Here is a 17,603-nt window from a genome sequence, read left to right on the forward strand (position 1 = left end):
TTCTTGTCTGTTTCGGAGTAATGGTCAAAATCAACACAGTGAAAATGTGAATAGGATCGACAAATTTCGTGAGGATAAACCTTAGAACGGGGGTAAAATCCGATCATTCGTTTGATTGCCGTACTGATTTCTGCAATCCATCCCAGATTTTGAGCCTACAGGATACGTTATGGCCAGTTTGCATGATGTCGCCCGTTTAGCGGGTGTCTCTAAGTCCACCGTCTCACGCGTCATCAATGATGAATATGGCGTGAAAGAGTCTACAAAAATCAAAGTGTTAAAGGCGGTTGAGCAGTGTGGCTATATGGTCAATCAAGTCGCTAAAGACCTCAAATCACAAAAAACCAACTTAATTGGCGTGATTGTGCCGCGCGTGTCCTCTCACGCAACAGCGCAAGGCGTGGATGGACTTACCGCCATTTTTGAGCAAGCAGGTAAACATGTTTTATTGGCCAACACTCATCAAGTCCATGCAAAAGAAATTGAATATATTCAGATATTTAATCAAAAGCGGGTGGAAGGTATTGTGTTTTACGCCACTCATCTTGATCAGCCGCTGATTCATGCGATTCAACACTCTGCGGTACCTGTGGTTTTAGTTGGCCAAGATGGCTCTTTGTATAACATTCCCAGTATTGTGCATGACGATCACCGTGTCGGCTTCGAAGCGGGACAACGCTTAGTCAAAGCAGGCTGCAAACAGATCGGCTTTATTGGGGTACAAAGTGATGACATAGCGGTTGATGTGCTGCGTTCACAAGGCTTGCAGCAAGCACTGGGGTTCCATCAACAAACCTTGCTGTTTCATGCGCGCGGTAATTTTTCAATAGAATCGGGCTACCAAATGGCAAAACAAGCCTACCTTGACTACCCGCAGCTCGATGGCCTTTTCTGTGCCACCGACAGGTTAGCGGTTGGCGCCATTAAAGCCTTGCAAGAGCTTGGGGTTCACGTTGGACAACAAGTCAAACTGCTCGGTGTCGGTAATGATGAGTTGGCTTATGTCAGCAATCCCCCACTCTCCACTTTTAACTATGCTTTTGATAAGGCAGGAGAAAATGCTGCAAAAATGCTATTAGAACGCATCGCCGGACGCGGACAAGAGATGAGCAAAGTGGTACTGACCTTCCAAAACATTCAACGTGAGACTTGCCCAGTCTAACCATGAAATACTTGCTTTACCAATTTTGCGGCGCTAAATTGAGAACGTTCCCGAATTTAGTGGTTAGGTAAGTCCATGTTATTAGATACGCTGCTCGAACACGCGGGTGGAATAAACAATGTCACGCGCATTTTAGCTCCACAGGGGCAAGTGGTTTTGGCACTGAAACATCCCCCGCATTCCCCTCACCTTCCTGATGATGTGAGTTTGCAATCGGTACTCGGAGAGTGGCAACTCTCTGTCCAACGCACTGCTGAAGTGTCCGATCAGCAACTCGCCGCGATAGGTAAAGCCATTGCCGAGCGCCAAAAGCTTGAAACTCTCCCTTATCAAACAGCCTTAGACTGCCCTTATCGGCCCCAGTGGCATATCTCACCACCACAGGGCTTACTCAACGACCCCAACGGCTTTATTTATCATCAAGGGGAATACCACCTCTTTTATCAATGGCATCCTTTCGCTTGCGAACACAAAGATAAATATTGGGTGCATCTCAAGAGCCTCGATTTAGTCGATTGGCAGTGGCAGTCGATCGCCCTGACACCTTCGGATTGGTTTGATAGCCACGGGGTATTCTCAGGTCATGCGGTCAGCCATCAACAAGATTTATTGCTTTTCTATACCGGCAACACGCGCTTAGGTACAAAGCGCCAACGCCAAACCATGCAGTGCGCCGCGCGCATGAACGCCAATGGTGTGTTTGAAAAATTAGGGCCTGTGATTCGGTGTTTACCTGAAGGCGTGACCGAACATATCCGCGATCCTAAAGTGATTTACACCCAAGGAAAGTGGCAGATGTTGCTTGGTGCGCAAACGCTCGCTCATCAAGCGCGACTGGCGGTCTACCACTCAGATGACTTACTCCATTGGCATTTCGATAAGCTCTATGGCGATGAACTTGGCGATTACGGGTATATGTGGGAGTGTCCTGACTGGTTTGAACTGCAAGGTGAAGCCTTTTTTGTGTTCGGGCCACAAGGCATCGCATCGGCGAATCCTCATCACACCATTGAACATCAAAATCGGATCTTTCGAGCGACCCAGAATGCACAAGGCGAAATAGCGTTACTGCAGGGGTGGCCACTGGATGAAGGCTTTGATTTTTATGCACCGCAAACCGCGCAAACTGCCGATGGACGGCGAGTATTGTGTGGCTGGATGGGGCTACCCGATGAAACGCAGCACCCTAGCTGTGACCAAGGCTGGATTCATCAACTGACCGCACTCCGTGAACTAGAGTGGCGTGAAGGCAAGATTTATCAGCACCCATTGCGTGAACTCGACACACTGCAAAGTGAACCGCACACCTTGCTTTTGAGTGACACCGTCACTGAGCTAAAGGCTAAAAGCTTTGATCTGCAAGTGACTCTGCCTTGGGGATGCCAGCTACGCTTGATGCAAAATGCGCAGTATTGCGTCACGCTAACGTTAGATGCAGAAAATCGACTATTACGCCTCGATCGCTCTGCGACTCAAATTCGCCAAGGGGACACCATTCGGGAGCTGAAGCTCGATAGCCCAACGGTTGAGCTGCGCATCTTGGCTGATCAATCCTCATTAGAGTTTTTCATCAACCAAGGCGAACATGTGATGACTAGCCGCATCTTTACCCCACTGGATGCAACCGGTATTTCATTGCATGGCGCAAACGTAGATTCAAAGCTGTACTACATGGCTCCCGCTTCTGCGCCATTTAACCTAGAAGTGAATGTGCAGCCTTGAATAAACAACTTGGCGTGGCAGATATGCCGCTTCAAGTTGCAAGGGGATATATCTCAGAGAGATATATCCCACTATGCGAAGAGTCAATATGGCCAGAGTTAATCTTCACTCTGGCCATATTTCATTCTAAAAAGGCATGCAGCGCCGCTTGATTCGGAAGTGCGGTCATGGCTCCTTTCTGTGTGGTCGCTAAAGCGCCACAGCCATTAGCCCATTTAACGGCCTCTAAAATCGTGGCTTGGTTATACCAATCATGCGCCACGGATAATCGATAGAGCAAGCCACCAACAAATGCATCTCCCGCGCCTGTTGTATCAATCGGTTTGACTGCCTTGCCCGACACAATTTGCTGCAAGTTTGGCGTTACCACCAACGCCCCTTTCGCGCCTAATGTCACGACGACAAGAGGGATCTGGAAATCAGCTATCGCCTGTAATCCTTCTTCAATCGACTGAGTCCCGGTTAAAAACTGTAATTCTTCCTCCGAAAACTTCACCACATCCGCCAAACCGACGGCACACATGACAGTCGCCTGTAACTCTTGCGGCTCTGACCATACTTCTTCACGCAGATTAGGATCAAAGCTGACATATCCACCCACCTCTTTCATTTGCGCAATTGCGGCAAATGTCGAGCTCCGGCTCGGTTCATTGGCCAAAGCAATCGAACAGACATGCAGCCACTCGCCTTTTTGAAAAGAGGGAATATCACTGAGTTGCAGGAATTGATCCGCGCTCGGTTTCACCATAAAGGTAAAACTGCGCTCTCCATGCTCATCAAGGTCAACGACCACAGTGGAAGTACGATGTACGGGGTCGAAATGCAAGTGCTGGCAATCCACTTGCTCGCCAGTGAGTGTCTGTTGCATAAATCGGCCAAAGGGATCGTTCCCGACTCGACCAAAGAAAGCACTGCGACCAGATAAGCGGGCGATCGCGACGGCAACATTAGCGGGTGCACCACCCGGACACTTTAAATAATGCTGTTGCCCATCTGGGATCAGATCGACCACGGCATCGCCTGTCAGCCATACTCTTGACATAGAATCACTCCTGAAAATGTGGTTTGAGCTGAGTCTAACCAAAGCGTTCAAGTGGGAAAACTGCCTTATTCGAGTTCAGGTCAGGAATTGCCCATTTTTGTGAGCTTAAATAGAGATTACGATGTCTATGGTAAGTTTCCCTTTACTTTTTCGGGAACGTTACCTATCCGAAGAATCATCACACCTCATCACATACCCAAACGGATTAGCGCAGCAGCCACACACATGCGTCACCAGTAAAAATGGAATATTCGAGCGCTCATTACACCCATTTTCCTCGTTCATTTATGATCAAGATCAAAATTTATAGTAGAAACATTGCGCATTCCTATGTTTTAATGCTTTCATACGAACATTAAAGAACAAAAACGAAAACAATTAAGCGCGGAGATAGAAAATGAACGCTCGCTCAACACGTTTTACCCAAGATGAAGTGCTCGATTTGATTATTGTTGGCGGTGGCATTAATGGCGCTGGCATTGCCGCAGATGCAACAGGGCGAGGATTAAAAGTTGGCTTATACGATGCAAAAGATTTTGCCAGCGCAACCTCTTCTGCCAGCTCAAAGCTGGTACACGGTGGTTTACGCTATTTGGAACATTATGAATTTCGCTTAGTCAGTGAAGCACTGGCAGAGCGCGAAGTGCTTTTGAAAAAAGCACCGCACATCGTGACGCCGATGCGTTTTCGTTTGCCACATCGTCCTTTCTTACGCCCAGCATGGATGATCCGCGCCGGTCTGTTTCTTTACGACAATTTGGGCAAACGCACATCCCTACCTGCAAGCCACAAAGTCAACTTAAAAGCGGGCAGCGTGACTAAACCTGAAATGCAAATTGGTTTTGAGTACTCCGATTGCTGGGTTGATGATGCGCGTTTGGTGATCCTCAACGCCATGCAAGCTCAAGAACAAGGTGCAGAAGTGTTGAACTACTGCACCGTCGAAAAAGCCGAACGTATGGGCGATTTATGGCATGTAACTTTGCTTGATGAGCAGACTCAACAACGCTTTGAGCGCCGCAGTCATGCACTTGTGAATGCCGCAGGCCCTTGGGTAAAGCAGTTTTTAAACGAGAATGCTCACGTCAGTTCTCCTTACGGCATTCGTTTAATCCAAGGCTCACACATTATCGTGCCGCGCATTCACGATGAGCCGCAGGCGTATATTCTGCAAAATGAAGATAAGCGCATTGTCTTCGTCATCCCTTATCTTGATGCCTACTCGATGATTGGCACAACCGATGTCGAATACAAAGGCGACCCAAGAAAAGTGGCGATTACCGATGCTGAGCGTGATTATTTAATTTCGATTGTGAACAAACATTTTATGCGCGAAATCACGCGTTCAGACATCATTGCTGAATTCAGTGGCGTACGCCCTCTATGTGATGACGAATCGAACTCGCCACAGGCCATTACTCGTGACTATACATTGTCTCTGGATCAACAGGCCGATGAAGCGCCGCTGCTGTCCATTTTTGGTGGCAAACTCACGACGTATCGCAAACTAGGCGAAGCGGCGATGAAACATCTCGCCCCTTTCTTCCCGAAAATGAAAGCCCCTTGGACAGCAGATGCTCCCCTTCCAGGCGGTGAAAACTTTGACTATGCAGCCTTAAAAAACCAACTGGTGGTCGCCTTTCCTTTTATTACTGAGTCAGTGATTGAGCGTTGGTTACGCAGCTATGGCAGCCGCACCACGCAACTTTTGGCGGGCGTGACAGGCATTGAAGATCTCGGCATCGCGTTCAGCGGTGAGCTCTACCAAAAAGAGATCGATTATCTGTGCGAGAAAGAGTTTGCTCGTCATGCACAAGATATTTTCTGGCGCAGAACCAAACTCGGCTTAAATCACGATACAAGCGTGGTTGAGGAAGTAGAATCCTATCTACAGCAGAAGATCCACTCTGAGCAGCCGCTAAAAGCGACTGTTTAAAATCCAAGCACTCGCTGAAACTGAAATGGCCACATAACGTGGCCATTTTTCTTTTCTCTTGTGCTCAATAAATCGGTGATACCCAAGCGACTTGGTGTGTCAGCTTCAAGTGGAGAGGATAGTTCCTAGCGCCTATTTTTGTGCAAACTGTTTCGAAAGCGCTCCAAATTCTGTCACTTTACCGCTCATTGCCATCGCTAACTGTTCTACGGTATGGGTGGCCGCCGAATTTTGCGTAGCTACACTGGCGATAGAATGAATATGTTGGTTAACCTCGCAGGTGAGCTCGCGTTGATGTTGGGCAGCACTCGCGACCTCACCGATGACTCGTAGCATGTCACTCATTACGCATTCCACATCCTGCAACTGCTGCAGCGTGGTATTCGCATCTTGAGCGCACTGCTCGGTTTGATCACGACTTGCAGTGATATCCCCTCGCCACGCTTCAATAGTGGACAACATAGTATCAATGCTGGTTTGAATTTGCTGTGTGGCGCGCTGGGTACGAGCCGATAATGCGCGCACTTCATCAGCCACAACGGCGAACCCTCGACCTTGTTCACCCGCTCTAGCGGCTTCAATCGCAGCATTCAGCGCCAGTAAATTGGTTTGCTCAGCAATCCCGCCAATTTCAGTCATTAATTGCCCGACCTGCTGCGCTTGATCGCTCAATTTTAGTGTCGTCAAGGCAGCACTTTCAGCTTGCGTGGCCAGTCGCTGTAAATTCTGATGGGTGACATTGATACTGTGTTTGGTCTCGGCACAATGCTCTTGCACTTGATTAATCAATTGATGAGCCGAGTAAGTATGACTCGAAACCCGCTCAGCGGCGCTCTCGACAGCATCGGTGGCCTGCGTTACGGCTTGGATGTTGCTGTTTTGTGCTGCCAACGCTCGATGCACTTCTTGCGTCGTCAAATGCAGCTGATTAGCCAGTTCACCCAATGGACGCGCCGAGTCCATCATTCTACCGAGAATGGTACGGATCCGAGCGGAAGCCATTTTTAAATGGTAGTCGGCAACAGAAAAAGCATCAGAGCCCGAATAGATCAAACGGCTGATACTGTCATACTCGTTTTGCCACTGTTTGAGCTGTTGCGGGGTTCGCACTAGCTCTTGGCGAAACAACAAACCTAATACTCCCGCTGGTAAAAGACTGGCTAGCCATTGCCACTGTTCAGAAGCTTGAAATCCATGTGCCAATGCTGGTGACATCAATGCACCAAGTAACAAGGCGTAACGCAGCGAAGTATGCAGCTTAAATTGGATTTTTTTACCGGCTTTTTCAACCGCTAATAACGCTTGGTAGGCTTTGGTGGCAATCTCTACCCACTTTCGCTCAGCTTTTACCCGAACCGATTGATAACCCGCAAGTTGGCCTTGTTGATAAATCGGCGTTACATAGGCATCAACCCAGTAAAACCCGCCGGATTTAGTGCGATTCTTCACGATTCCGCGCCAAGCATGCCCTTGCTTAAGGTGGTGCCACATATCGGCAAACGCCGCTTTCGGCATCGAAGCATGACGAACGATATTGTGATTTTTTCCTAGCAGCTCATCGGCTTGGAACCCAGCAATACGACAAAATGTATCATTACAGTAGGTGATGACACCTTTTAAATCCGTCGTGGATACCAATTGATCATGGTCGCCGACAAGGACTTCTTGTTGAGCATAGGGAGTATAGGCTGACATTTCGGCTTGTTGTTCTAAGGTTATTTTTATGAGCGCAAATGTATACACACTTGCTGTTAAAAACTCAAACTCTGGAGACTCGTGGGCAACGCAAACGTGAATTACATCAAAAACACTAGGGTTAATACTTAGAAAACAATAAAGAGCGGAACCTCATGCTATGAAATTCCACTCTTTCGATATTTCGATTTGTTCTACAGCAACTCTCAAAATCGAGACACCAAATATTAACCTTAATTAGACGCGAGGATAAAACGGATCTCTACTCGGCGGTTACATGCTCGGCCATTCTTAGTGCTGTTGGTGCACGCAGGAACATTCTGACCAAATCCACGAGTGTAAATAACATTTTGTGCTACTCGACTCTGTACTAAAGCCGCTTTGACAGCATTAGCCCGCCGCTCGGCTAGCTTGTCGTTAAACTTTTCAGTTCCCGTATTATCCGTATGCCCTTCTAGCACAATATCAATGCCTGACTCGGAGGCTAAAAATCGGGCGATCGTATCTAGCCACTGTTTGGAAGCCATGGAAACCTTTGCTGAGCCCGTCTCAAATCGAACTGTATTGCTTAATTTAAGCATCGGGTAGTCACCGGGTATCACTTCATGCTGAATACCATTACTCAGCAAATACTGACGTAAATCCTCGTAACTGGCCGAACGCGACGGTGTCATTGAATTTTGCGTAACGCCGGTGTTCTTTTTGGTCGCGTAACCCCATTCTGGATAACGCACATCCAAATCGCTTTTCGGGGCGACATCGAGTAGATTGTCGTTAAACATTCGGTCAGTCACGACCGAACCACATCCTGTTAGCAAAAACGTCACGCACAACACCCAGAATTTCATCTCAAACACTCAGTTATTGAACTTTCTATACTTTATCGGCATGTTCATAAAAACTTTATCTGTCTTCAACAACAATTTACAAATGGGTTGCTTGCCATCACATAATCCATGGTTAGAATGTCCGCCATTCTTTATTCCCTCATAAGTAAAGCTAGCGGATTAGCGTCTCTGGTTACTGTTTAACGAGGAAAGTCATCACTGTTAAAGGACGTCAAACATTTATGTCAAAAATTATTATCCCTTTAGTTGTATTCTTACTCGCAGGTTTCATGATTTACCGTACTTGGACCAACCATAAGTCGGCAGATGCCAATTTTTTGGCTGGGCAACAGTTTTTGGCTGAGAATGGACAACGCGAAAACATCATCACTACCGATAGTGGTTTGCAATACGAAGTGCTGCAGGCAGGAACAGGGACTGAACATCCGGGGCCAAAAAGCCGCGTGAAAGTGCATTACCATGGTGAATTACTTGATGGTACGGTGTTTGATAGCTCGGTTGAACGTGGTGAACCCATCAGTTTTGGTTTGAATCAAGTTATCAAAGGTTGGCAAGAGGGTGTGCAACTGATGGTAGTCGGTGAAAAAACTCGCTTTTATATCCCAAGCAACTTGGGTTATGGCAAAAATGGCGCAGGTCCAATCCCACCTTCTGCTGTACTGATCTTTGACGTCGAACTACTGGCGATTGAATAAGTTTTCAAGTTGAAACAATCACCACTAAAAGCGGTGGTTTAGGGATGACAACAAAAAGCGAGTGAACGCTGTTGCCTTCACTCGCTTTTTTGCCTCATGTTCTCACGCTCTGCCCACCTCAATGAGCAAAGGGGTAGAAAACCAATCCTTGCTCAGTCACTAGCATGCAATCCATCCCACCCGCGTGCGCTGCCTGAAGTCCTAATTGGGTATCTTCAAACACCAAACACTGTTTAGGTGTCAAGCCGAGTTGCTCACACGCCATCAGAAAGGTTTCGGGGTGCGGCTTGTGCTGTTGCACATCGCTGGCCGTCACAACAGAATCAAATTTATCGAGCACCTGCGCATTACTTAATAAACGCAGCGCGCTATCACGTTGGCTCCCCGTCCCTATTGCCATTTTCTTCTTACCCTGCCATTGGCACAGTAATTCATAGGTGGCGGGGATCACTTCCGCTTGCAGCCCCATGCTGGCAAACCAGTTCATTTTGTAGGCTGCGACGCGATCGGGATCGAGCGTCAACCCTAATTTTTTATTGATGTGCGTCGTAATTTTTGCACTTGGCATCCCGCCTAATCCATAGAGCCACTGGGCATCAAATGGGAAGTCAAAATGCTTCGCCGTCGCTTCCCAAGCGGTTAAATGCGCAGGCATGGTATCAAGCAGGGTTCCATCCATATCAAATACGAATCCTTCATAAAGGCCAAAGTTGACAGCAGTCACAGCATCTCCAATTCTTTGTAATAAATTTGTCATTAATATTTCATATAAAGCTGAAAGCGATGAACGACACTAGTATTGATAGTTTCATTATTCTCAGTACACTGCTGCACGCATTGCACTCAGACACCTATCTCGTTGATGGGATGTCAATGGAATAAAAATAACAAGCAGGTAACACCATGAATATTCGCCATAAACTTTATACTTTGGGCATTATTGCCATACTGGGCTCTATCGCCATTTTCTTTATGACCTCACAGTTTGCCCAGACCAACGATGAACTTAATCGAGCTATCAATCAAGTCGATAAACTGGAAGTCAGGTTACTCAATTTAAGACGCAACGAAAAAGACTTTTTATTGCGTAGCGATGCCAAATATCTGGATACCTTTCAAAAAAATACTGACCTGTTCCTCAATTTACAAACTGAACTCGACGCCATCATGCTCAAATATGAGCTGGGTGACTCCAACGCTTTACGTAATGACCTACTGGAATACAAACAGGGTTTTGAACAGTTGGTGCGTGCCTATCAAACCCTCGGTCTTAATCCGGAAAGTGGCTTATGGAAAAGCTACTATCAGGCGCTCGAGCAAGCCAAACAACAAGCCTCCGCAGAAGAGCTGTTAGCCCTAGTGGATTTCCATCAGCAGGTATTAGCAGGCTCCGTTAACTCAAGCGCGTTGAACCAATTTTCTGACCTGATCAAATCCGCTCAAGCCGTGGTAAGCCAAGCAAAAGTGATCGGCTTGAAATACAACGAAGGCTTACTGGGCGCCACGCGTTCTCACTCTCACGATGTCGAAGAGATGTTTAAAGCCTTCTCTAAAACCCTGACGCAAGCGGTTGATGAGAAGCAGCAAACCATGAATACCGTGAAACTCTCCGTTACCATTGTCGTGGTATTGATTATTTTGCTGGTGATTTTCCAAATCAGCCGCTCAATCAATTTACAAGTCAGTCAATTGTTGCTGGTCATTCAACGAATTGCGCAATCTAACGACATTTCTCTGCGCGCTGAGCTCAAAGGGAATGATGAAATCACCGCCGTGGCGCGTTATTTCAATAGCCTGTTGGATAAATTTGAGCATTTGATCAGCAGTTCACAGACCAAATCTCACCAATTGTACAGCAGCACTTCGAGCATGCATGACGAGCTTGAGCAAGTGATTGAGCAATTTAATGTTCAATCTGATCACATGGGCTTGATGGCGACATCGGTACAGCAGATGGTATCGACCATTAGTGAGATTTCGGAAAGCACTAACATTGCTGTCGATGGCGTTAATCAGGCAGCGCGCAATGCGGAACAAGGCCGCAGCGTGGTGGTGACTACGGTGAAAAACATTGACTTACTCTCCTCTACCCTACAGAAAAGCCAACACTCTATCGGCTCATTGAATGCCTTTGTTGAAAAAATCGGTGGTGCGGTGAGCATCATTCAAGGGATTGCAGAACAAACTAACCTACTCGCCTTAAACGCCGCGATTGAAGCCGCACGTGCCGGTGAACAAGGGCGCGGTTTTGCGGTGGTCGCCGATGAAGTACGCTCACTCGCGACTCGTACCCATCAATCGACGGAAGAGATCACCCGCGTTGTCTCCAATATCCAGTCACAAATGAGTCAAGTGGTCGATGACATTGATTTGTGTAACAACCAAGGTCAGGAAACGCTAAGCGCCTCTCGTCAACTTGATGAAAGCTTGCAGCAGATCCTGCGTGACATGCATACGATTCAAGATAACTCACAGCGCATTGCAGCTGCGATTGAAGAACAAGGCAGTGTGATGAACCATGTCAGCGAGTCGATTGCTGAGCTGAACACGATTTCAGAAAATAATATGCGCTCCGCACAGCAATGTCTTGCTGAGGTCGATACCGTTTCTCGCCAAGCCCATGCCATGGATGAGGCGGTTGCAGAGTTTCGTACCAACCGTGACTGAGCTTGACTTTCCTGAACTCACAGAAAGGCTCTTGATGAGCCTTTTTTCTTTTTCTCTGTTTGATTGAGGTGAGCATACATAAAACGCGAGCCAGCTTCTTGATGAAACGTTGTAGCATGCTCTGCTATCCATAGAACAAGTTTTATCCATCCTTGTCATGCCATTATCGTAAAAACACTCATTCACAGAACAAATAACCAAAAATCTAACCAAATGACAGATCAATTCAAATAAAAGCCGCCTTTAACAAGAATTAATCACCAATATTAATTGATACTTTTATTGCTTTAGATCATGCAAAGTGCAAGTTGAACTCGTGCTACAAATTAATTTTCAGTAAATTCCTGACATACATTTTACAGTTTGAAATAAACGGACATTTTTGGAGATTGCTATGCTTGAGCTTCTGATTGGCTTAGTCGTGACCTTTGCGGTCGGCTATTTCATCGTTAAAGGCTATAAGCCTGCGGGTATCCTACTCACCGCAGGGATTTTGCTACTCATTTTAACCGGTATCTTGGGGCACAAAGTACTACCGGGACAGATGGAATCAACCGGTAACCTACTCACCGATGCAATGGAGTATGTGAAATACATGCTGCAAAACCGTGGCGGCGGCTTAGGTATGCAAATTATGTTGCTGTGTGGTTTTGCGTCATACATGACGCACATCGGTGCCAACAACGTAGTGGTAAAACAGTTTTCTAAACCACTCTCTTTTATTAAATCACCCTACATCTTGTTGGTCGCAGCCTATCTTGTTGCCTGTTTGATGTCTCTGGCAGTAAGTTCAGCCACTGGCCTTGGCGTGTTATTAATGGCCACCTTATTCCCAATGATGACCGCGATGGGCATTTCTCGCCCTGCGGCGGTAGCGGTATGTGCCTCTCCGGCTGCGATCATTCTCTCTCCTACCTCAGGTGACGTGGTCATTGCGGCAGAAAAATCCGGTTTGCCATTGCACGTATTCGCCGTAGAAACCGTATTGCCTGTTTCGATCTGCGCGATCATTGTGATGGCGGCCGCCGCATATTTCTGGAACCAATACCTTGATAAAAAAGACAATACACCGATGGAGAAAGTGGATTTGTCGGAAATGGAGGTTAAATCACCAGCCTATTATGCAGTCCTGCCATTCTTACCCATCATCGGTGTGTTTGTGTTCAATGGTGAAACGCTGCCTGGCATTACGCTGGATATCTATACCATCGTTGTACTGTCAATTTTCATTGGCGTGCTGGTCGACTACATCACTAAACGTTTCAACGGTAAGCAAACGTTGGAAGATCTTGAAGCCTGTTACGAAGGCATGGCGGATGCCTTTAAAGGCGTAGTCATGTTGTTGGTTGCAGCAGGCGTATTTGCACAAGGTTTGATGTCAATTGGTGCCATTGACAACCTACTGCACTTAGCAGAAGTGGCGGGGGCTGGCGGTATTGCTCTGATGTTGATTCTGACTGGTTTAACCGTCGCCGCTGCGATTGCCACCGGCTCAGGCAACGCGCCTTTCTATGCGTTTGTGGAATTGGCTCCGTCACTGGCTGCGAAAATGGGACTCAACCCTGCATTCCTGATTATTCCTATGCTGCAAGCCTCCAACCTTGGCCGTACCATTTCTCCGGTTTCTGGCGTGGTAGTAGCTACCGCGGGTATGGGTAAAATCAGCCCATTCGAAGTAGTAAAACGTACTTCTGTGCCTGTGTTACTGGGCCTTGTTACGGTGATCATCGGTACTATGGTGCTGGTACCTATGCACGCTTAACTGTCCGTGTTATGACCAATATTCAAAAGGGCGTGAAATCACGCCCTTTTCTTTTTGAGTCGTATAAGCCACTCGTAAAAACATGTCCAATTCTGGATTATTCACAAGGGGGCGCGAGGTGGATTAGCGCCAATCCTCCGAGCGAGGTTTCACGGTATTTCCTATTCATATCTTTTCCGGTTTGATACATGGTTTCAATCACCTTATCGAGTGAAATCAGGCATTTGCCAGTTCGTTTGAGTGCCATGCGCGAGGCGTTAATCGCTTTTACTGCGCCCATCGCGTTACGCTCAATACAAGGCACTTGCACCAAACCGCCTATCGGGTCGCAGGTCATCCCTAATGAGTGCTCCATAGCAATTTCTGCCGCCATGCAGATTTGCTCATTACTGCCACCACGCAAAGCCGTTAAGCCTGCGGCTGCCATGGAGGAAGAAACGCCCACTTCACCCTGACACCCAACTTCAGCACCGGAAATGGAGGCATTGGTTTTGTACAAGATACCGATCGCACCAGACACGGCGAGAAAATCCTTAAGCTGCTTGGTATCGAGCGCTTTGATAAAACGGTGGTAATACATCAAAACCGCAGGGATCACGCCCGCGGCTCCATTGGTGGGCGATGTCACCACTTGTCCACCAGCGGCATTCTCCTCACTCACAGCAAAAGCAAAGAGGTTAATCCAGTCCATCACTTCCATCGGATCATTTTCAATCGCCGCATTGGCTTCAAGTTTTTTCAGCAAACTTGGCGCACGGCGAGTGACATTTAATCCCCCTTCTAAAATGCCTTCGGTCGCAAAACCACGCTCCATACACTGGCTCATCACTCGCCAGATTTGATCGGCCTTGGCATCAATCACCGCCATCTCTTGAAAAGCCAGTTCATTGCGCAAAATCATTCCGCCTAAACTCAAACCATGTTTTTCAGCTTGGTGCAGCATCTCATCGGCACTGATAAAGGGGTAAGTCACCGTCACATCGGCGGTCGCGGTACCATTTTGCAACTGCTCAGCGGTCGCAACAAAGCCACCACCGACTGAATAATAGGTTTCAAAATCAATCTGTTGTCCTTGAGTATCAAACGCGCTCAACGTCATACCATTTTCGTGCAGCGGCAGATTATCTTGATGAAAAAGAAGATCCTGATGGTAATCGAAGGCAATGTCATGTTGACCGTTGAGACGCAGATTACCCGTTTGCAACGCTTCACGTAGAGTCTGATTAGCGTCACCAATCTTGATGGTGGCAGGTTGATTCCCCATTAAGCCCAGTAAGGTCGCACGATCAGTGTGGTGCCCTTTCCCCGTTAAAGACAGCGAGCCATACAGATCCACTTGTATGCGAGCAACTTTATTCAGTTGTGGCAATAACTGCTGCACAAAACGGTAACCTGCAATCATCGGCCCATTGGTATGCGAGCTGGAAGGGCCAACCCCAATTTTGTAAATATCAAAGATTGAGAGCATAACTTTCCCCTTTGTATATGCCCAAACGACTTGGCGTTGCAGGTAGGCGGCAAGTGAGTTCATCCCCATGAGCATAGATAAACACTGTGATTGGGGTGAACGAACGTGGCCAACACCATTGCAGCTTCAAGTAGGAAGGGTTGAACACCTTAGGTCATCGTTACCCATAAGTATATACACGTTCAACGCTCTCGCTCAGGGGAAAGCTTTCACTATCCGTTAGCATACCGCTCTAGATAAAGAATCGTGGCGGCGGTGCGTGACGGCACATCGAGCTTTTTCAGTAAGCTTTTCATGTGCACTTTGACGGTAGATTCGGAAATAAACAGGCGGTCGGCGATTTGTCGATTGCGATAACCCTTTGCCACTTCTGACATAATTTGCATTTCGCGTTCCGTCAGTGCTTCAAAAGGATTACTCGTATGCTCGCGATTTAAAAGGTAACGTTCGACCGACTCACTAAAGGCTTTTTCGCCTTGCATGGCTTGTTTAAGCAGCGCCACCAGTTGATCTGGCTCAGTGTCTTTGAGGAGATAGCCATCAGCCCCCGCTTTGACTAATGCTTCAATATCTGCTGCGCTGTCTGAAACCGTGAGGATCACCACATAAGCGTCACACTCATCGGTGCGCAGCGCAGTCAGCGTATCCAATCCCGACATTCCTTTCATATTGAGATCGAGCAGAATCAAGTCTGGTTGTAGATCATGCGCCAGAGCAATCGCTTCAGCCCCATTCCCCGCTTCAGCAACCACCTCAAATTCTTCTTCAAAACTCAATAGTTGATGAATACCACGGCGCATCAGCGGGTGATCATCCACCAAAAGGACTCTACAACTCATTCTTATTTTTCTCCTCGCTTTGTTGGTAAGTCAGCACCACTTTGCAGCCTTTACCCGGAGCGGATTCAACCTTTAATTCGCCACGTAAACGGGCGGCGCGTTCTTGCATTATGCTCATACCATAATGGTTGAGCTTGTGATCTTGCAGATCGAAGCCAACCCCATCATCTTCAATCGTGACTTGGACTCGTCCCTGCTGCTCTTGGCAGTCGACCTTAATTTTAGTGGCCTTGGCGTGCTTTATCGCGTTAATCGTTGCTTCACGAATCAACTGTACCAAATGCACTTGCTGATGAGCATCCAGCGCAATTGAGCAAAGCGCGTTATTGAGTTCAATTTTCGCATCGGTTTGCCCCGAAAGTTGAGTCAGCATACCCAGTAGAGATTGACCAAAACTGCCTTCGGTTAATGTCAGGCGGAAGGTGGTGAGTAGTTCACGCAACTGGGTATAAGCATCCGACAGACCTTTGTCTATCTCGCGAATGATGTTTTCCGTCTTACTTAAATCGCTATCCGGCTTTAGCGGCGTGACGGAACGTTTCAGCAAGGTCAACTGGATCTTTAAATAAGAGAGCGATTGAGCAAGCGAATCATGCAGTTCTCGCGCTATGGTGGCTCGCTCTTCCATTAACAGCAGTTGCTCTGCTTGGCGCTGTGCTTGATTGTAGTAAATCGCGCGCGACAATATCAGCGCAAAATTATCAATCAAAGCCCGATCTGGCTCAGGCGAACCCGCTTCCCAATACAAAAAGCCAAGATGATGACCATCTAAGGTGAGTGGTGTCTGCAACATCGCGGCACCGCTTGGCTTTCCTTCTTGCAAAATCAATGACTTGCCGACTTCCTCTTCAATTTCTAATCGAAGAGCACAAATCCCTTCCAACGCGACCCAATGGCGCAAAATGGTTTGGAAGTTACTCGCCGTGATCCGTGAAGCCGTCAGCTCTTGCGAAGAGTGATACAAGACCTGCAGCGATTGATTGGCCATTTGCAGCTTGTAGGTTTTCTCATTTACGGCGTGCTCTAGCCCGCGATAAAGTTTGCCAAGATCGCCCGCCATACTGTTAAACGTTCGGCTGAGGATCCCCATTTCAGTGCTGCTGGTTTCCTCCAACATGACATCAAAATTTCGATTTTTGATCTTTTCGCTGGCATCGACCATGGCATTGAGCGGCCGCACGACCTGCTCACGGATGTAATACACCACAAATAGGGATACCGCAAAAATCCCGCCTAAACCAAAGCTGCCTACTGCGGCTAACGCAATCAATTTACGCTCAGAAAAGCGCTGTAACTTGAGTACAAAGCCATCCACTAAACTGACAAAAGGCGCAACTTGGTCAAGATATTGCGCTTTTTGGTCACTATTAAGCACTTTTTTTAGCTCATGCCAGCGCTCAATCAGCTGGTAGTAATCTTGTTGAATGTCACAGGGTACCGTCCAGTCGAGCAAAGCGAGCATGGAGGGCGAGTACAGTGAGCTTTCAAACAGAAAAATATGCGCCTTGTAGTCATGGGATTGGGTTTGGATGTCATACGCCAAACGATAACTCTGCATACGCATAGAGCCGGAGACGTTTACCGCTTCTGCATCATTCAAAGAAGACGCCAAAGTGACAATTGCAACCCCAGTCGTCAATGCCGAGAGAAACAAAATCAATAACATGGCTTTCGCCATAGTACGGGTTAATGAATGTCGTACTGGAGTGAACAATGCAGTCTCTCTCTGATTGATAACCAAGCTTCCACCTCTTTAGGGCTACACAC

At 47.3% G+C, this 17,603-nt stretch carries 13 protein-coding genes; 6 read left to right on the plus strand and 7 right to left on the minus strand.

Annotated elements, in window-relative coordinates; all coding sequences use genetic code 11:
* The first annotated feature begins 169 nt into the window (after nt 1–169).
* Together R4537_RS03270 and R4537_RS03275 are read left to right on the plus strand one after the other, a co-directional pair.
* Nucleotides 170–1,162 (plus strand): LacI family DNA-binding transcriptional regulator, encoded by a 993-nt coding sequence (locus R4537_RS03270; RefSeq protein WP_000157568.1) that lies wholly within the window; start codon nt 170–172, stop codon nt 1,160–1,162.
* 75 nt (nt 1,163–1,237) lie between these two features.
* On the plus strand, nt 1,238–2,884 hold the full coding sequence (locus R4537_RS03275; protein ID WP_071178747.1) for a glycoside hydrolase family 32 protein: 1,647 nt from the start codon (nt 1,238–1,240) through the stop codon (nt 2,882–2,884).
* 121 nt (nt 2,885–3,005) lie between these two features.
* Here the strand turns inward: R4537_RS03275 and R4537_RS03280 are convergent, their stop codons facing one another.
* The gene (locus tag R4537_RS03280) at nt 3,006–3,926 is read right to left on the minus strand and encodes an aminoimidazole riboside kinase (protein ID WP_071178748.1); all 921 of its coding nucleotides are present in this window, start codon (nt 3,924–3,926) and stop codon (nt 3,006–3,008) included.
* Nucleotides 3,927–4,323: 397 nt separating this feature from the next.
* On the opposite strand from R4537_RS03280, the gene glpD reads away from it, so the two are divergent.
* Nucleotides 4,324–5,862, plus strand: coding sequence for a glycerol-3-phosphate dehydrogenase (gene glpD / locus R4537_RS03285; RefSeq protein WP_071178749.1), 1,539 nt, complete (start codon nt 4,324–4,326; stop codon nt 5,860–5,862).
* 132 nt (nt 5,863–5,994) lie between these two features.
* Here glpD and R4537_RS03290 read toward each other — a convergent pair whose 3' ends face one another.
* Nucleotides 5,995–7,557, minus strand: coding sequence for a methyl-accepting chemotaxis protein (locus tag R4537_RS03290; protein ID WP_071178750.1), 1,563 nt, complete (start codon nt 7,555–7,557; stop codon nt 5,995–5,997).
* Between the two features lie 233 nt (nt 7,558–7,790).
* Nucleotides 7,791–8,405 carry an OmpA family protein gene (locus R4537_RS03295; RefSeq protein WP_071178751.1) on the minus strand — a complete coding sequence of 205 codons (615 nt, stop codon included), beginning with the start codon at nt 8,403–8,405 and terminating at the stop codon, nt 7,791–7,793.
* Between the two features lie 221 nt (nt 8,406–8,626).
* Here R4537_RS03295 and R4537_RS03300 point away from each other — a divergent pair, with 221 nt between their 5' ends.
* Nucleotides 8,627–9,100: a BamJ family beta-barrel-assembly machinery protein gene (locus R4537_RS03300; RefSeq protein ID WP_000034754.1), complete on the plus strand. Its 474-nt coding sequence runs from the start codon at nt 8,627–8,629 to the stop codon at nt 9,098–9,100.
* Between the two features lie 118 nt (nt 9,101–9,218).
* Here the strand turns inward: R4537_RS03300 and R4537_RS03305 are convergent, their stop codons facing one another.
* Nucleotides 9,219–9,857, minus strand: coding sequence for a beta-phosphoglucomutase family hydrolase (locus R4537_RS03305; protein WP_080483392.1), 639 nt, complete (start codon nt 9,855–9,857; stop codon nt 9,219–9,221).
* A gap of 146 nt (nt 9,858–10,003) precedes the next feature.
* Here R4537_RS03305 and R4537_RS03310 point away from each other — a divergent pair, with 146 nt between their 5' ends.
* Both R4537_RS03310 and dcuC read left to right on the plus strand, forming a co-directional pair.
* A complete protein-coding gene (locus R4537_RS03310; RefSeq protein WP_071178752.1) occupies nt 10,004–11,767 on the plus strand; it encodes a methyl-accepting chemotaxis protein in 1,764 nt (587 codons plus the stop codon).
* Between the two features lie 394 nt (nt 11,768–12,161).
* Nucleotides 12,162–13,529: an anaerobic C4-dicarboxylate transporter DcuC gene (dcuC, locus tag R4537_RS03315; RefSeq protein WP_000891426.1), complete on the plus strand. Its 1,368-nt coding sequence runs from the start codon at nt 12,162–12,164 to the stop codon at nt 13,527–13,529.
* Between the two features lie 97 nt (nt 13,530–13,626).
* Here the strand turns inward: dcuC and R4537_RS03320 are convergent, their stop codons facing one another.
* The 3 genes from R4537_RS03320 to narQ all read right to left on the minus strand — a co-directional run bounded on the left by R4537_RS03320 (nt 13,627) and on the right by narQ (nt 17,514).
* The gene (locus R4537_RS03320; protein ID WP_071178862.1) at nt 13,627–14,997 is read right to left on the minus strand and encodes an L-serine ammonia-lyase; all 1,371 of its coding nucleotides are present in this window, start codon (nt 14,995–14,997) and stop codon (nt 13,627–13,629) included.
* A gap of 212 nt (nt 14,998–15,209) precedes the next feature.
* On the minus strand, nt 15,210–15,836 hold the full coding sequence (locus tag R4537_RS03325; protein ID WP_071178753.1) for a response regulator: 627 nt from the start codon (nt 15,834–15,836) through the stop codon (nt 15,210–15,212).
* Nucleotides 15,826–17,514 (minus strand): nitrate/nitrite two-component system sensor histidine kinase NarQ, encoded by a 1,689-nt coding sequence (gene narQ / locus R4537_RS03330; RefSeq protein WP_071178754.1) that lies wholly within the window; start codon nt 17,512–17,514, stop codon nt 15,826–15,828. Before narQ ends, R4537_RS03325 begins: the two co-directional genes overlap by 11 nt.
* Nucleotides 17,515–17,603: the final 89 nt, after the last annotated feature.

The organism is Vibrio paracholerae (assembly GCF_037672085.1).
Lineage (GTDB): Bacteria > Pseudomonadota > Gammaproteobacteria > Enterobacterales > Vibrionaceae > Vibrio > Vibrio cholerae.

Excerpts from the sequence above, each read along its gene's own strand:
- R4537_RS03280 (WP_071178748.1), bottom strand. The coding sequence starts at position 3,926 with ATGTCAAGAGTATGGCTGACAGGCGATGCCGTGGTCGATCTGATCCCA.
- R4537_RS03300 (WP_000034754.1), top strand. The coding sequence starts at position 8,627 with ATGTCAAAAATTATTATCCCTTTAGTTGTATTCTTACTCGCAGGTTTC.
- R4537_RS03295 (WP_071178751.1), bottom strand. The coding sequence starts at position 8,405 with ATGAAATTCTGGGTGTTGTGCGTGACGTTTTTGCTAACAGGATGTGGT.
- R4537_RS03290 (WP_071178750.1), bottom strand. The coding sequence starts at position 7,557 with ATGTCAGCCTATACTCCCTATGCTCAACAAGAAGTCCTTGTCGGCGAC.
- R4537_RS03320 (WP_071178862.1), bottom strand. The coding sequence starts at position 14,997 with ATGCTCTCAATCTTTGATATTTACAAAATTGGGGTTGGCCCTTCCAGC.
- glpD (WP_071178749.1), top strand. The coding sequence starts at position 4,324 with ATGAACGCTCGCTCAACACGTTTTACCCAAGATGAAGTGCTCGATTTG.
- R4537_RS03270 (WP_000157568.1), top strand. The coding sequence starts at position 170 with ATGGCCAGTTTGCATGATGTCGCCCGTTTAGCGGGTGTCTCTAAGTCC.
- R4537_RS03310 (WP_071178752.1), top strand. The coding sequence starts at position 10,004 with ATGAATATTCGCCATAAACTTTATACTTTGGGCATTATTGCCATACTG.
- R4537_RS03325 (WP_071178753.1), bottom strand. The coding sequence starts at position 15,836 with ATGAGTTGTAGAGTCCTTTTGGTGGATGATCACCCGCTGATGCGCCGT.
- R4537_RS03275 (WP_071178747.1), top strand. The coding sequence starts at position 1,238 with ATGTTATTAGATACGCTGCTCGAACACGCGGGTGGAATAAACAATGTC.
- dcuC (WP_000891426.1), top strand. The coding sequence starts at position 12,162 with ATGCTTGAGCTTCTGATTGGCTTAGTCGTGACCTTTGCGGTCGGCTAT.
- narQ (WP_071178754.1), bottom strand. The coding sequence starts at position 17,514 with ATGGCGAAAGCCATGTTATTGATTTTGTTTCTCTCGGCATTGACGACT.
- R4537_RS03305 (WP_080483392.1), bottom strand. The coding sequence starts at position 9,857 with ATGACAAATTTATTACAAAGAATTGGAGATGCTGTGACTGCTGTCAAC.